At 32.1% G+C, this 15862-nt stretch carries 12 protein-coding genes; 1 reads left to right on the top strand and 11 read right to left on the bottom strand.

Annotated features, from left to right (window positions below; translation table 11 throughout):
* Positions 1-10 precede the first annotated feature (10 nt).
* The 3 genes from ACLII3_RS11220 to mnmA are packed head-to-tail and all read right to left on the bottom strand — an operon-like array spanning position 11 to position 3775.
* Positions 11-955: an NAD(P)H-dependent flavin oxidoreductase gene (locus tag ACLII3_RS11220; protein WP_412984326.1), complete on the bottom strand. Its 945-nt coding sequence runs from the start codon at positions 953-955 to the stop codon at positions 11-13.
* The gene (locus ACLII3_RS11215; protein ID WP_412984325.1) at positions 956-2563 is read right to left on the bottom strand and encodes a S8 family serine peptidase; all 1608 of its coding nucleotides are present in this window, start codon (positions 2561-2563) and stop codon (positions 956-958) included.
* Positions 2564-2587: 24 nt separating this feature from the next.
* Positions 2588-3775 carry a tRNA 2-thiouridine(34) synthase MnmA gene (gene mnmA, locus ACLII3_RS11210; RefSeq protein WP_412984324.1) on the bottom strand — a complete coding sequence of 396 codons (1188 nt, stop codon included), beginning with the start codon at positions 3773-3775 and terminating at the stop codon, positions 2588-2590.
* A gap of 182 nt (positions 3776-3957) precedes the next feature.
* Between mnmA and ACLII3_RS11205 the strand changes: the two genes are divergently transcribed.
* A complete protein-coding gene (locus ACLII3_RS11205) occupies positions 3958-5349 on the top strand; it encodes a fasciclin domain-containing protein (protein ID WP_412984323.1) in 1392 nt (463 codons plus the stop codon).
* 124 nt (positions 5350-5473) lie between these two features.
* On the opposite strand, the gene ACLII3_RS11200 is transcribed toward ACLII3_RS11205, so the two are convergent.
* The 8 genes from ACLII3_RS11200 to ACLII3_RS11165 all read right to left on the bottom strand — a co-directional run bounded on the left by ACLII3_RS11200 (position 5474) and on the right by ACLII3_RS11165 (position 15862).
* Positions 5474-6196: a toxin-antitoxin system YwqK family antitoxin gene (locus tag ACLII3_RS11200; RefSeq protein ID WP_412984322.1), complete on the bottom strand. Its 723-nt coding sequence runs from the start codon at positions 6194-6196 to the stop codon at positions 5474-5476.
* A gap of 114 nt (positions 6197-6310) precedes the next feature.
* Complete coding sequence (gene yidC, locus ACLII3_RS11195) at positions 6311-8218, bottom strand: membrane protein insertase YidC (RefSeq protein WP_412987913.1); 1908 nt, start codon at positions 8216-8218, stop codon at positions 6311-6313.
* Positions 8219-8321: 103 nt separating this feature from the next.
* Positions 8322-9938: a CTP synthase gene (locus ACLII3_RS11190; protein ID WP_412984321.1), complete on the bottom strand. Its 1617-nt coding sequence runs from the start codon at positions 9936-9938 to the stop codon at positions 8322-8324.
* A 128-nt stretch (positions 9939-10066) separates the two neighbouring features.
* Positions 10067-10294: a DUF3820 family protein gene (locus ACLII3_RS11185; RefSeq protein WP_412984320.1), complete on the bottom strand. Its 228-nt coding sequence runs from the start codon at positions 10292-10294 to the stop codon at positions 10067-10069.
* A gap of 5 nt (positions 10295-10299) precedes the next feature.
* Entirely contained in the window at positions 10300-10794 is a 495-nt protein-coding gene (locus tag ACLII3_RS11180) for a DUF922 domain-containing protein (RefSeq protein ID WP_412984319.1), read from the bottom strand.
* Positions 10795-10892: 98 nt separating this feature from the next.
* Positions 10893-12833 (bottom strand): LysM peptidoglycan-binding domain-containing protein, encoded by a 1941-nt coding sequence (locus ACLII3_RS11175; protein ID WP_412984318.1) that lies wholly within the window; start codon positions 12831-12833, stop codon positions 10893-10895.
* 76 nt (positions 12834-12909) lie between these two features.
* The gene (guaA, locus tag ACLII3_RS11170; protein ID WP_412984317.1) at positions 12910-14442 is read right to left on the bottom strand and encodes a glutamine-hydrolyzing GMP synthase; all 1533 of its coding nucleotides are present in this window, start codon (positions 14440-14442) and stop codon (positions 12910-12912) included.
* A gap of 49 nt (positions 14443-14491) precedes the next feature.
* Positions 14492-15862 carry a pyridoxal phosphate-dependent decarboxylase family protein gene (locus ACLII3_RS11165; RefSeq protein ID WP_412984316.1) on the bottom strand — a complete coding sequence of 457 codons (1371 nt, stop codon included), beginning with the start codon at positions 15860-15862 and terminating at the stop codon, positions 14492-14494.

The following is a 15862-nucleotide window of genomic DNA, read 5'->3' as shown; positions in this document are numbered from 1 at the left end:
ATTTAATCTATTAAAAGTCGAAATTGGCTATATCTTGCTTAGCACTATTAAATTCGGTAATAATATCTTCAACAATTTCGGAAACTGGTTTGATATCATGAATTAGTCCTGCTATTTGACCAATTTCTAGTTCACCATCTTCTAAATCGCCTTCAAACATACCTCGTTTTGCTCTTGCTCTACCTAATAATTCTTTAAGTTCGTCTATTGTTGGAGCAGTTTTATACAGCTCTTGAAGTTCATTAAAAAACTTGTTTTTCACCAATCTTACAGGAGCCAACTCTTTTAAAGTTAATTGTGTATCGCCTTCTTTAGCATCTACCACAACTTGTTTAAAATTTTGATGTGTAGAAGATTCTGTACTTGCTACAAATCTACTTCCAACCTGTACACCATCAGCACCCAAAATCATTGTTGCTAACATTCCTTTTCCAGTAGCAATGCCACCAGCAGCAATTAATGGTATTTTAATATGTTCTTTAACCATTGGTATTAAGGTTAAGGTAGTAGTTTCGTCACGTCCATTATGTCCTCCAGCCTCAAAACCTTCGGCTACAATAGCATCTACTCCAGCTTCTTGAGCTTTTAAAGCAAACTTTAAACTACTTACTACATGCACAACAGTTATGCCTCTTTCCTTTAACCAATTGGTCCAAGTTTTAGGGTTTCCAGCAGAAGTAAAAACAATCTTAACATCTTCTTCGACAATGATATTCATTATCTCCTCAATGTTAGGATAAAGCATTGGTACGTTTACACCAAAAGGCTTATCAGTTGCCGCTTTACATTTTTGAATGTGTTCTCTTAGTACATCTGGATACATGGAACCTGCACCTAAAAGTCCAAGAACTCCTGAATTACTAGCTGCTGACGCTAATTTCCATCCACTATTCCATATCATTCCTGCTTGAACGATTGGATACTTTATGTCAAATAATTGGGTGATTCTGTTCATTTACTCTATAATGAGTTTAAATGTTTTTGCTTTTTGTGTGTTAGTTTGGAACTTAATCATATAAATTCCACTAGAAATAGATTGTAAATTTACTACACTATTATGCTGACTAACTGTTGATTTTAATACTAGTTTTCCCAAAACATTAAACAACAAAACATCTGCTTGCTCAATTGTTCCAGGCAAAGACACTTCTAAGTAATCTTTTGCTGGATTGGGATAAATTTTGAATTCGGTTCTTTTTAATGTTTCTGCCGAAAGTCCAATATCTAAAGCTAGTTCAAAGTTTGGAATTCCGTAACCTAAAAAATAATCTGGAGTAGTGTATTGAGATGCCGATTCTCTTATGTATTGCATTAACTCACTATTAGTACTACTTGGTAGTGCTTGCATTAAAGATGCTACACCTCCAGCTAATATTGGCGAACTGAATGATGTTCCATTGTTTTGAACAATGTTGTTATTACTATCAATAACAAAACTTTGAGAGCCTCTAGCAACGACATCAGGTTTTTGGGTTGGTTGTATAGCACTTCCTTGTGAACTAAAAGAAGAATAGTTTCCATTTAAATCTACCGAACCAATAGTAAAAACTCCAGCAGCATCAGCAGGTGCATTTAAACCACTTGCACCAGAATTTCCTGCGGAATTCACCAAAAACAATCCTTTATCGAATGCAATGTTAGCACCTCTAGTAATAAATGTTGTACTACCATCAATATCATTATCAGAATGATTATACGCTGGATTATCGTAGTTTTTATACCCTAACGATGTATTTATAATATCTACTCCTAAACTATCTGCTCTTTCAGCTGCTTCAACCCAATAACTTTCTTCTACAGGATTTTCACTTCCTGCATCTTCAGTTCTAAATAAATAATACGATGCATCAGGAGCAGTACCTACAAATTGGTTTTCTATATAACCAGCCATATCGCTAAGTACTTTTGTACCATGATTATTTCCTGTGTAAGCATATACATTATCTGTTCTATCAACAAAATCATAACCATCTAATAAGTTACCAGCAGTTCTAAGTCTATCAAAACCACCCATTGTATTTACATTTGGAAAACCAGCGTCAATTACTGCTACTACAACACCATTTCCTGTAAAATCAGCTAAATGTAAAGCGTCTACATTTATCATATCTACTTGATTCTGTGTATTACCATATGTAAAAGCAACTTGAGATTCTTCAATTTCAAACTTGTTTTGTTGTAATGTTTGACGTGTTGTATTTAAACTTTTATTAGCAAACTCAATATGGTCTACAAACGAAAATGTAGTTTCTAAATTATTGATATCAGTTTCAGTTCCTCTAACATGTACCGCATTAAACCATTTAGATTTAGCAAATACAGTTATTCCTGTAGCATTTTTAATTTGAGAAATATAATTTTCATTTACAGGAACATCTCTTTCATCTATAACGACTCCATCATTATTCTTTCTATCTATGGCTTCTTGTGTAAGTATAGTAATTGGATTTGCAATAGAAGTTGCAACATTTTCTTTATCAACAAAATACACCCAAGCATCTTCTTGCGAAAATGCAAAAAGTTGTGTTATAAATAACAATAAAAATATGTAGTTCTTTTTCATAATTTGAGGTTGAGCACCTGCAAGTTAAGAAATTACTCCTGAACCAACTAATTCATCATTTAAATACCAAGCTACAAATTGACCTTCGGTTATTGCTGATTGTGGTTGATCAAATACTACATAAAGTCCACCATCTACTTTGTATAATGTTGCTTTTTGTAATGGTTGTCTGTACCTAATTCTAGCCATTACTTCCATAGTTTGACCATTAGCAAGAGCTAAATCCTCTCTTACCCAATGCAACTCATCTTGATTTACAAATAGTGCTTTACGATAAAGACCTGGATGCGATTTACCTTGTCCAGTGTAAATTACATTTTCATCTACATCAGTATCAATTACAAATAAAGGTTCTGGTGTACCTCCAACTGCTAATCCCTTTCTTTGACCTTTAGTAAAATAGTGAGCTCCTTGATGTTTGCCAACTACTTTACCATCTGTAATTGCATATTCGTATTTCTTAGACAAGTATTTTAGTTTTTCATCTAAAGTATCAAAGTTAGGTGCTTCAACTAAGTATTTTTCTTGAGACTCAGGGATTTCAACAATTATACCCTCCTTTGGTTTTAACTGTTGCTGTAAAAACTCAGGCAATCTTACTTTACCAATAAAACACAATCCTTGAGAATCTTTCTTATCTGCTGTAATTAAATCAGCTTTTGCTGCAATTTCTCTAACTTCTGGCTTTGTTAGTTCACCAATAGGAAACAATGTTTTAGATAATTGTTCTTGAGATAATTGACATAAAAAATACGATTGATCTTTGTTATTGTCTTTTCCTGAAAGCAACTGATAAATTTCTTTTCCGTCTTTTTCAATAGTAGTCTTTCTACAATAATGTCCTGTAGCAACATAATCAGCTCCCAAGCTTAATGCAATATTTAAAAACACATCAAACTTAATCTCTCTGTTACACAATACATCTGGATTTGGCGTACGTCCTTTTTCATATTCTTTAAACATATAGTCTACGATACGCTCTTTATATTGTTCACTCAAGTCAACCGTTTGAAATGGAATTCCAAGTTTTTCTGCAACTAACATGGCATCATTACTATCATCTAACCAAGGGCATTCGTTAGATATTGTGACTGAGTCATCATGCCAATTTTTCATAAATAGCCCAATAACCTCATATCCTTGCCCCTTTAACAAATATGCAGTAACACTAGAATCAACACCTCCAGAAAGTCCAACAATAACTCTTTTCATAGTCTAAAAAATAGTGTACAAAGATACAGTTTTTAAGTAAAATGAAATGTTAATTATTAGAGTATCAAAGCTATATAAAATAATATTTTGTTTAATATTAACATAATTTTATTAAACAAAAATTTGTTTTTTTGTTTAATATTTATTTATATTTGCTAAACAAAACAAAAAAAACAACTAAAATGAAAAAGAAAAATTTATTCAGGACATTAAGCTTTGTATTAACATTTGCTTTATTAATTACATCATGTAGTAGTGATGATGACAACAACGACCCAATACAACAAGTAGACCCAACAATTACGCAAATAGCGATAGACACGCCGCTATTGAGTAACTTAGTTTCTGCTCTACAAACTGCTGGTTTAGCAGACACACTTAATGGAAATGGTCCTTTTACAGTATTTGCTCCCACTGATTTAGCATTTGAAAATTTTTTAATAGCTAATGGATTTAATGATTTATCTGAAGTTCCAACAGATGTACTTACTCAAATCTTATTAAATCATGTTATATCAGGAGAACTAGCTTCGGGAAGCTTAACTACATCTTATGGTAATACGCTTGCAACTAAACAAGGAACTGGTGAAAATTTAAGCATTTATATAGATACAACAAATGGTGTAAGACTAAATGGTGTATCTAATGTATCACAAGCAGATATTATGGCTTCTAATGGTATAATTCATATTGTTGATGCAGTTATTGGTTTACCTACAATTGTTGATCATGCTGTTGCAAACTCAAACTTTTCAAGTTTGGTTGGCGCATTAACAACTGATGGTAATACTACATTTACAGACTTGCTATCTTCTGCTGGTGACTTTACTGTCTTTGCACCAAATAACAATGCATTCTCAGCATTTACAAATCCAAATGGAAATGAATTAAACAGTATATTAGCCAACCATGTAATAGTAGGAGCTACAGCTGTATCTACATCATTATCCAATACATATGTAAACTCTGCAGCGACATTTAATAACTCTATGGACACTTACTTAAGTATGTATATAAACACAGATGATGGCGTGAAAATTAATGGAACATCTAATGTTATTGCTGCAGATGTAATAGCTACAAATGGAGTAATACATGTAGTAGATAAAGTTATTGACTTACCAACAATTGTTGATTTTGCACTTGCTGACCCAACTTTTGACACATTAGTTACAGCACTTACAAGAGACGACCTAACTTTTGATTACGTAACTACACTATCAACCGCTAATGGTACAGATCCTGCTCCATTTACGGTATTTGCTCCAACTAATACAGCTTTTGGAGATTTATTAACCGAATTAGGTGCTAGTGGATTAGGAGATATTGCTGAACCAACATTAAAAGCAACTTTAGACTATCATGCAGTAGCGGCAGCAAATGTTCAATCTGGTGCTTTAACAGATAATATGATTGTTAGTACTTTAGGAGGAGACATTACAATTAACGTAACAGGTGGTCCTACAGCAACTGATGCAAATAATAGAGTAAGTAATATAATAGTATTTGACGTACAAGCTAGCAATGGTGTAATACATGCCATTGATAAAGTTATATTACCTCCATTACAATAATAAAATGAATGTATTAAACTTTAAGTTAAGTTATTAGTTGATTAGTTAGATTAGTAGTCATAAGCAAGTAATTGAATTGTTTATGAAAAAGAAAGGCTCCTTTACATTTTAGGGAGCCTTTTTATTAATTAGATTTCTTTTGTTTTTTGGGGTTTTTACTATAGACAGTAAAATCCTTTTTATCTATAACGTTCCCGTTTTTGTAATACCTCCAAATACCTGTTTTTTTATCGTTATGATAACGTCCTTCAGCAATTAACTCACCATAATCGTTATAGTATTTAGCAACTCCATGTAGCATATCGTCTTTATATATAAATGCTTTTACTACTTTACCACTCTTTTCTGAATACCAAAAGGATTCTCCTTCTAACTTACCACGATAATAATTTGCTCTTTCCGCTACTCTTCCATTTTCATAATATACCAAACGTTCACCCTTTAAATTACCATCGTCATCATAATGTTCAATGGTCATTATCTTATCAGAATTGTTATGGTAATATACCCATTTCCCAATAAAAAATTTAGCTATCATTTTTCCTTCACTAATCACCTTTCCTCTTGAAGAATAAAACTTTACCTCAGCAATATTATCGTTATCATTATACTGCTTTGTTGCTGTTAATACACTTCTTTTTTTAATGAGCTTATAAAACTTAAATAAACCAACTTCTTCCCCATGATTAAACTGACCTTCATATCTTAATTGGTCTGTACCTTCAAACTTCTTCTTCCAAGTACCATGACGTTGCCCTTGGTTATCATACTGATTAATATCTTGTGCAGATGCATTATTTAAGCCAATAAAAAATATACATAATATAAGATAGATACCTTTTTTCATTTTTAATAGGTGTTATTTATATTTTATGAAACGAAAATAATTTCAAATTGTTTTATAACAAAAAAGTTGCCAAAATATTATTCTGACAACTTTTGATTTATTTTTAAAACAGGTTTATTTCTTTCTCTTTTGTTGAGCTGCTTTTTGAGCCTCAGCTTGCTCCATCATTTCAGACATCTTTTTCTGGAAACGACTTTGTTTTTTAGGCTTCTTTTTATTCTCTTGTATTTTAGCATGAATCTTATCTTCATCTAAGATATAATTCTTGATTACTAACATGATACCAATTGTAATTAAGTTAGAGATAAAGTAATATAAACTTAATCCACTCGCATACTGGTTAAAGAAGAATAACATCATGATTGGAGAGAAATAAATCATATACTTCATCATTTTCCCCATATCTGGCATACCTTCTTGAGTAGGCTGTGATGCTACTTGCTGTCCAGTAGTCATTTTCATGTAAAAGAAAATAGCAATAGACGCTAATATTGGAAATAAGCTTACGTGATCTCCATAAATTGGAATATTGAAAGGAAGTTCAGCAATAACATCATATGATGATAAATCATCTGCCCAAAGGAAACTTTTTTGTCTTAACTCAAAAGCTGTTGGGAAAAACATAAATAATGCATAGAACACTGGTAACTGTAATAATGCAGGTAAACAACCACTCATTGGACTCGCTCCAGCTTTACTATATAATGCCATAGTTTCTTGCTGACGCTTCATTGCATTATCCTTGTACTTCTCATTAATTTCAGTAATCTCAGGCTTTAAAATTCGCATTTTAGCTTGTGACAAATATGACTTATAAAGTACTGGAGATAATACAATTCTAACAATAATTGTCATTATTATAATTGCAATACCATAAGGGAAGACACCACTTAAAAATGCGAATAATGGAATGAATAAGTTTTTGTTTATCCATCCAAAAATTCCCCATCCAAAAGGAATACTCTCTTCTAGATTTTTATCGTATTGTTTTAAAATTTTACTATCTGTAGGTCCATAATACATATTCATACTATGATTTAGCTCTCCACCTTTAACCTCTAAAGGAATAGAAGCTGCATAACTTTTAGTATATAGTGTATCAACATCTTCATCTTGTACTAAATCTTTAGATGTCAATGACACTGATTTAAAAGGTGTGTCTGTTACTAAAATAGAACTAAAGAAGTGTTGTCTATAAGATAACCAAGTTACATCTCCTTCAACCTCCTCATCGTCAGATGCTTGTGATAATTTATCAATCTTACCACCATCGTGTTCGTAAGTTAAACGTGTGTATCTATTCTCATAAGAAATACTTTTAGCATGTCTGTAACCTTTTAACTTCCAATCTAATTTTACTTCTTGAGAGCTATTTATTACATTACTAAGTCCTTGAGATCTTAAAGAGAAATCTAACATATAATCGTTAGGCTTCAACTCATATCTATACTCTAAGTATTGATTTTCTGAAACTTTAAGTTTCATAGACAACACTTGATTTTCACCACTTTTAGTTAATGTAGGTTCAAAATATAAATCTCGTGTATTTAAAGTACGGTTATCTGTTGTACCAAAATTAACATTAAAAATATTGTTATTATCCTTAATTAAATATACAGGAACAGAATCGTAGTTTACAAAGCTTTTAAGTCTCACTTCTGAGATATAACCACCTTTATTACTTACTTTAATAGCTAGGACATCATTTTCTACTACTGTTTCAGCTTCATTGTTTGATGATGCTAATGTTGCTGAATAAGCAAAAGCTCCTATTTTATTTTGAAGGTTAGCCAGTTGAACAGAATCTGTTGCTGAAATAGCTGTTACATTTTCAGGTGTAACTTTAAAATCATCATTAGCTTCTTCTACTTTCTTTTCTGCTTCAATTTGAGCTTGTTTTGCTTCCTCTTGTGCTTTAAGCTCTTCCTCGGTTGGTTGGTTTTGCCAAAGCATGAATAACAAAATTCCTCCAATAAGTAAAAACCCAATGATTGAATTTATGTCTAACTTCTTTTCTTCCATGTAAATTAATTTCAATTTTTAGATTTGAAAATCAAATCTATTTTTTTAACTCTTAAAGGTTAGCAAAAAGCTATCCATTTTAAGATTTAGTGCCAATGTGACACTATTTTTGATTTTTATGTTTTAATGCTGCTTTAATAAATGCCACAAATAAAGGATGTGGATTTGCAACTGTACTCTTATATTCTGGGTGATATTGTACACCTACAAACCAAGGATGCTCTGGTATTTCAACAATTTCTACTAAGCCAGTATCTGGATTTAATCCAGTAGCTTTCATACCTGCAGCTTCGATAGCTTCTTTATAAGTTCCATTAAATTCATATCTATGTCTATGTCTTTCTAAAATAGTCTCTTCTCCATAAACGCTAGATACAATACTATTATCCATTAAATCACAAGACCAAGCACCTAAACGCATTGTTCCTCCTTTATCTGTAATTGTTTTTTGTTCTTCCATTAAATCAATTACTGGATTAGTAGTTTCACTATCCATTTCAGTAGAATTAGCATCTTTAAGTCCTAAAACATTTCTAGAATACTCAATAACTGCCATTTGCATTCCTAAACAAATTCCGAAAAATGGAATATTGTTTTCTCTTACGTATTTAACAGCATCTATTTTCCCTTCAATACCTCTTTCTCCAAAACCTGGTGCAACTAAAACTCCATCTAAATGTGATAGTTTTAGTTTAATATTATCTGCATTTAAATATTCGGAATGAATAGACTCCACTTTTACCTTTACTTCATTTTCGGCTCCAGCATGAATAAACGCTTCTAATATTGATTTATAAGAATCTTGTAACTCAACATACTTCCCAATTAACCCAATAACAACTTCGTTTTTTGGGTTTTTATGACGTGTTAAAAACTCATTCCAAACAGTTAATTTAGGTGTTTCACTAGCCAATTGTAACTGTTCTAACACTACTTTATCCAAGCCTTCTTCTAGCATTAAATTAGGTACATCGTAAATTGTTGATGCATCAATAGACTGAATAACTGCCTCTTTTCTAACATTACAAAAACGTGCTAATTTAACACGAATACTATCACTAATTTCATGTTCTGTTCTACAAACTAACACATCTGCTTGCACACCACTTTCCATTAATGTTTTTACGCTATGTTGTGTTGGTTTTGTTTTTAACTCACCTGCAGCAGATAAATATGGTACTAACGTTAAATGAATTACAATAGCGTTATGCTCACCTAATTCCCATTTTAACTGCCTAACAGCTTCTACATAAGGTAAAGACTCAATATCACCTACAGTACCTCCAATTTCTGTAATAACAATATCATAATCTCCAGATTTCCCAAGAATTTGGATACGATGTTTAATTTCATCAGTAATATGAGGAATTACTTGAACTGTTTTACCTAAAAACTCTCCACGTCTTTCCTTTTCGATTACGCTTTGGTAAATACGACCAGTTGTAACATTATTTGCCTGTGAAGTTGGTACGTTTAAAAAACGTTCGTAGTGACCTAAATCTAAATCCGTTTCTGCTCCATCATCTGTAACATAACATTCTCCATGTTCATATGGATTTAAAGTTCCAGGATCCACATTAATATATGGGTCTAATTTTTGAATTGTTGTACGATAACCTTGAGCTTGGAGTAATTTTGCAAGTGAAGCTGCAATAATTCCTTTTCCTAGTGAAGAAGAAACTCCTCCTGTAACAAAAATGTATTTAGTTGTAGTTGTCATGATGCGTTTTTAAACGCGGACAAATTTACGAATAAGAATTGAGATTATTGGAATTTATATTGGCTGATTCTTTATGTTTTTTTGGAGAGTTATCAACTAAAAACTACTACAGCTTTATATTTATATAATTATAATTGCTTTTGAATATTTCGCACAAGGTACTCTAGCCCATTTACTTTAAGTTCATAAACAGTTGCGAGCATTTCTCCTATTGGCCCTTTTGGAAACCCTTTGGTTTTGTACCACACTACGTAATGCTCTGGTAAATCAATTAAAAATCTGTCTTTATATTTGCCATAAGGCATTTTAGTTTTTGCAAGTTTTATTAAAAACTGTTTACTTTTCTCGTTATCCAAAGGTTCTATTTGTATTTAGCGTATTTTTCTAGTTCTAAAGCTATATATTTTTCCCACGCTATTTGCTTCTCAATTATTTGAGAATGGTCTGTTTCATCATCATACTTCTTCTGCATTATTCCTAACTCTTTATTAATTGCATCGTGTATTTTATTCATTTCATCATTAATATTAAAGGTAAAAGTTGATTCTTGCAGTCGTTTTCTAAATTTCCTTGCATACAGCTCTGTAATATCAAAATGTAAACGTTCATGATTTAACACAGTATCATTAACACGTTCTTTTATATACCAAGACCTTTCTGGATAAAAATCGGCTTTTACATTGGTTGTAAAACTAACCAACTCTGTTTCGGTTTTTCTTGAAGAAAAACCAAAAGATATACCTGAGGCTGTTACTGCCACTGTAGTTGTATTGTGTTGCGGTGTACCTTTAAAATCTTGCCACTGAACTTTATAATTTTCATCCCAAGTAATTCTAGGAGTGTCCTGTTTTACCATTAAAGCAATAGTAAATAAAAACAAATATTTATACATATTAGTTTACATTGGTTTATAAACCGAAAACGCAAGTAGCTGATTTTTTATTGCTTACACAGTTAAAACTTGACCTCAACTATTTGTAGGTCTTCATACTTAATAATATAAGCTGTTTCATTAGTATAACCTCCAAAAGGTGTTTTAGAATACCTAAATTTATTCTCTACATATTGAGTTTCTACATCAGAATCTATTTCAAAAACATCCTCTTGTGTAGCTAATCTTAATAATAAATCCAGTGTTAAATCAAACCCTCTAGTTGCATATTTATTAGGTTCAATACCATATTCCTTTTTATATTTTAACACAAAACTATTCTCAATTTCGGTGTTATAAGGTCTATTAACCGAAGGATAATGAAATCTTAGGTTTGATAAATCGTAATTAGAGATATTACTTCCTTCAAACGCCTTATTTCTATTGGTTGTAACTAGAATTATTTCTCTTTCTATTTCTTTTTCTTCCTTAACTAATTCAGTTTTACCATTTAATGCATTGAGCATACTCGAAACATTAGATACAAACCCTTCGTTTGAAGTTTCTAAAAACACAATCGTTCTTCCTTCTTTTAATTTTGGCAATAAGTCTCCTTGTAAAATATAAAACTGTTCTTTTCCTTCTTTATCCTTTCTAGAAAAAATTTGTGATGCTGATGGAAACTCAGCTTTTAGTTTATTACTAGTTGCTCTAGATTTAGAATCGGCTATAATAATTATTTCCTTAGGTATGGTATCAGCTTTAACAAATTGAATCATTTTTTGCTGTAATAACTTATCCGAAGGAATAGTTTGAAATACGTTTTTATATAAATTTTTAGGCTTTATAAAAGGTGAAACAACTGCTACATCATCCTTTTTCAAGCCAATTGATAATTGTTCAAGAACATCTCCTTTAAGAGGACCTATAACAGCATCATAATTAGAGAAATCTCTTGTAGTAACTATTTTATTTATCTCACTCGTTCTTGCCTTAGTATCAAAAACATCTAATTTAGTAGAAATCCCTAACTGTTTAGCAGAGTCTAAAGCCACTAATACACCTGTATGAAAGTCTACAGAAATATTCATGTAACCATCTCTCTTTACTGTTTCCTTAGCTTCTTCTATGGAATCAAAATCCACTCTATGAGTTCTAAAAGGTAACATTACTGCTAATCGCTTAGTATCGAAGTTAGAAATTTTAGTAGCTAGCGTAGATAATTCAACATTATCTACAGACGCTTCTGAGCTTGCAGTTTTATTAACCTTTAAAATCATTCCTACTTTAAGACCACTTTCTTTAAGTCCAGGATTTAATGACTCTAATTCTTCTTGAGTCATTCCTAATTTTAATTTTAGTCTATAAAACCCTTCTTTTGGTAATACAGTATAATAACCATAAGCATCTTCTTCTACAACCTTCTCTTTATTATTAGCTATATTAGGTACATTAATTTCTTGTCCTTCTTGTAAAGTTTCTCCAATATTTGGATTTAAGGCTTCCAATTCTGGTACACTAATTCCAAACTTATAAGCAACTCTCCACTTACCTTCTTTAGGTAATACTTTATACTTTTTAATTGTATTTTCTAAAGTGTTTACAACTGTTACTTCACCAAATTGTGGAATGTTTATTTTGTCACCTTTTCGTAAATTTTCAGAATATAAACGTGTATTATGCTTCTTTATATCATCAATAGAAACATTATACTTTTTTGAAATACTATACAAGGTCTCTTTTCGTTTCACCTTATGAGATTTATAAGACAATAATTTTGTTTCTTTTGTCTCAACAGGTGTTTTTCTAACCTTAGATTTAGGAATTATTAAAACAGTATTAGGTTTAAAATTTAGCTTAGCATCTGGGTTTAAAGCATAAATATCAAATGGTGTAACCATATATACTTTTGCTATACTTTCTATAGTTTCGCCTTGTTTTACTTTATGAGTTTTATACTCTTGAGCAAAAGTATTAACACAAAACATTAAGGCTAAAAAAATACTAACTAAAAATTTCTTCATTCTATTTTATTTAAATGTATATACGTAATAAGTTGTATTATAGATTTAGACACAACCAAGTCACATTACATTTATCTTATTCCCATTCAATGGTTGCTGGTGGTTTAGAACTAATATCGTACACTACTCTATTAACGCCTTTCACCTTGTTTATTATATCATTTGAAGTTTTTTGAAGAAACTCATAAGGTAAATTTACCCAATCTGCAGTCATACCATCAGTACTTTCTACTGCTCTTAGTGCTACACATTTTTCGTATGTACGCTCATCTCCCATTACACCAACACTATTAACTGGTAATAACATTGCTCCTGCTTGCCATACATCGTTATATAAATTCCATTCTTTTAAACCATTGATAAAAATCGCATCTACTTCTTGTAATATACGTACTTTTTCTTCGGTTATATCTCCTAGAATTCTAATTGCTAATCCAGGTCCTGGAAATGGGTGACGTCCTAAAAGCTCAGGATCAATTCCCATAGAAGCACCTACACGTCTTACCTCGTCTTTAAATAATGCTTTAAGAGGTTCAACTACTTTTAACTTCATAAAATCTGGTAAACCACCAACATTATGATGACTTTTAATAGTAGCACTTGGACCTCCAGTTGCAGATACACTTTCAATTACATCTGGATAAATAGTTCCTTGGGCTAACCACTTAACATCTTCAATTAGGTGTGCTTCATCATCAAAAACTTCAATGAACACGCGACCAATAGCTTTACGCTTCTTTTCTGGGTCACTCTCTCCTGCTAATGCATCCAAAAAGCGTGCCGAAGCATCTACACCTTTTACATTAAGTCCCATACCTTCGTATTGGTTCAATACGCTTTCAAATTCATTTTTACGTAATAAACCGTTATTTACAAAGACACAATATAAGTTTTGCCCAATAGCCTTATTTAATAATACAGCAGCTACTGTAGAGTCTACACCTCCTGAAAGTCCTAAAACTACTTTATCGTTACCTAATGTAGCTTTAAGGTTTTCTACTGTTTCGTCTACAAACGAATCTGGTGTCCAGTCTTGATTTACTTTAGCTATTTCAACTAAGAAATTTTCAAGAATTTGCTTTCCATCTGTTGAATGATATACTTCTGGATGAAATTGAATAGCATATGTTGTTTCACCTTCAATTTTAAATGCTGCATTTTCAACATCGTGTGTACTTGCTAATAATACTCCATTTGTTGGTAATTCCTTAATAGTATCACTATGGCTCATCCATACTTGACTTCCCTCTTTTACATGTCTAAAGAAAATATCTTCTTTAATATATGAAAGATGAGCTCTTCCATACTCTCTTGTATTAGATGGGGCAACATTTCCTCCTGAGAAATGTGCTAAATATTGAGCGCCATAACAAACAGCTAGCATTGGCTTTTTGCCACGTATTTCTGATAAGTCTGGATGTAAAGCATCTTCTCCTCTTACTGAGTTTGGACTACCAGAAAGCACTACTGCTTTGTAATCTTGAATGTTAGACGGAATTTTGTTAAATGGATGAATTTCGCAATAAATGTTGAGTTCCCTAACTCTACGAGCAATAAGTTGCGTGTATTGCGAACCGAAATCTAAAATAAGTACCTTGTCGTGTTGCATGCGCAAAAGTAATATTTATATAATAAAATTAAATACTCTATTCTAAAAATTATTTCATTGAATCTAAAATCATTTCAATGTCGTTTTCTGTTGTATCAGGATTAATAAAACAAAAACGTGAAACGGTTTCAAAAGCATCTCCTTGTTTCCATTTAGTTGGTGTTACAAGTGCAAATCCTTTTTTATGATTCTCATAGGTCCAATGTGTGTAATCTTCAGGCTTCCAATCTTTTCTTCTAAATAACACACAAGATAAACTAGGTTCTCTAACAAGTTCTACAACTGGATGCTCTTCTATCATTTTTCCAGCTATGTTAGCTAACTCTATACCTCTTTCAACTGCATTTTTATATCTATCGGTTCCATGAGTAGCTAAAGAGAACCATAAAGGTAATCCTCTAACTCTTCTTGTTAATTGTATTTGATAATCGGTAGGATTAAATCCATGGGCACCTTCATCTTTAAAAATATCTAAATATGATCCTTGTTGAGAATGAGCTTCTTTTGCAAGTTCTGGGTTTTTATAAATTACTGCTCCACAATCATAAGGTGAAAACATCCATTTATGAGGATCTATAGTAATACTGTCAGCCCTTTCAATACCATTAAACAAATGCCTAACAGAATCGGCAGCTAAAGCACCACCTCCATAAGCAGCATCTACATGAAACCAAAGATGTTCTTTTTCACAAATCTCAGCAATACCATCTAAATCATCAATTATTCCAGCATTGGTAGTTCCTCCTGTTGCAACTACTGCAAATAAACGTTTACGTTGATGAAATGTAAGTTTATCTATAGTTTCACGAAGGTCAGCTCCTGTAAGTTTTTCTTCGGTATCAACTAAAAGGATATCAACATCTGCTACTTTAGCCATTGCTTTTATTGAAGAATGTGCTCCAACAGAAGTTATAATTAATCCTTTTTCACGCTTATAAGTGTCATCTCTACGCCAATATTCACGAGCAGTAACAATTGCTGATAAATTTGCCGCTGTTCCTCCACTTGTAAATACTCCAAAAGCACCTTCTGGTAATCCAGTAAGAGATACAATCCATTTCATGGCTTCATTTTCACAAAAAATACCACCAGCACCTTCCATCCAATAGGCTCCATGAATACTTGAAGCTGATGTTACCAAATCAAACATTACTGCTGCTCTTGTTGGTGAAGCAGGAACAAAGGCTAAGTTACGAGGATGGTCTACTGGTACATTTGCCTTCATTAAATGTTCTTTCCATAAATTGAAAGCGTATTCACCGCCAATTCCTTTTTCTGTTACAGTTTCTCCAACCAAAGCCTTTAATTCTTCTGCTTTTTTTGGCTTTCCTATATTATGCTTGGTCGCAGAAATTCTATCAATAGCGTACTTCATAACATCTAATGTCATTTCCACCAATTCAATATCTATTTTATGCAT

This window comes from Pontimicrobium sp. IMCC45349, assembly GCF_047219225.1.
Taxonomy (GTDB): Bacteria; Bacteroidota; Bacteroidia; order Flavobacteriales; family Flavobacteriaceae; genus IMCC45349.
The sequence above is the reverse complement of the archived record's forward strand: the minus strand, read 5'-3'. Positions and strand labels throughout refer to the sequence as shown.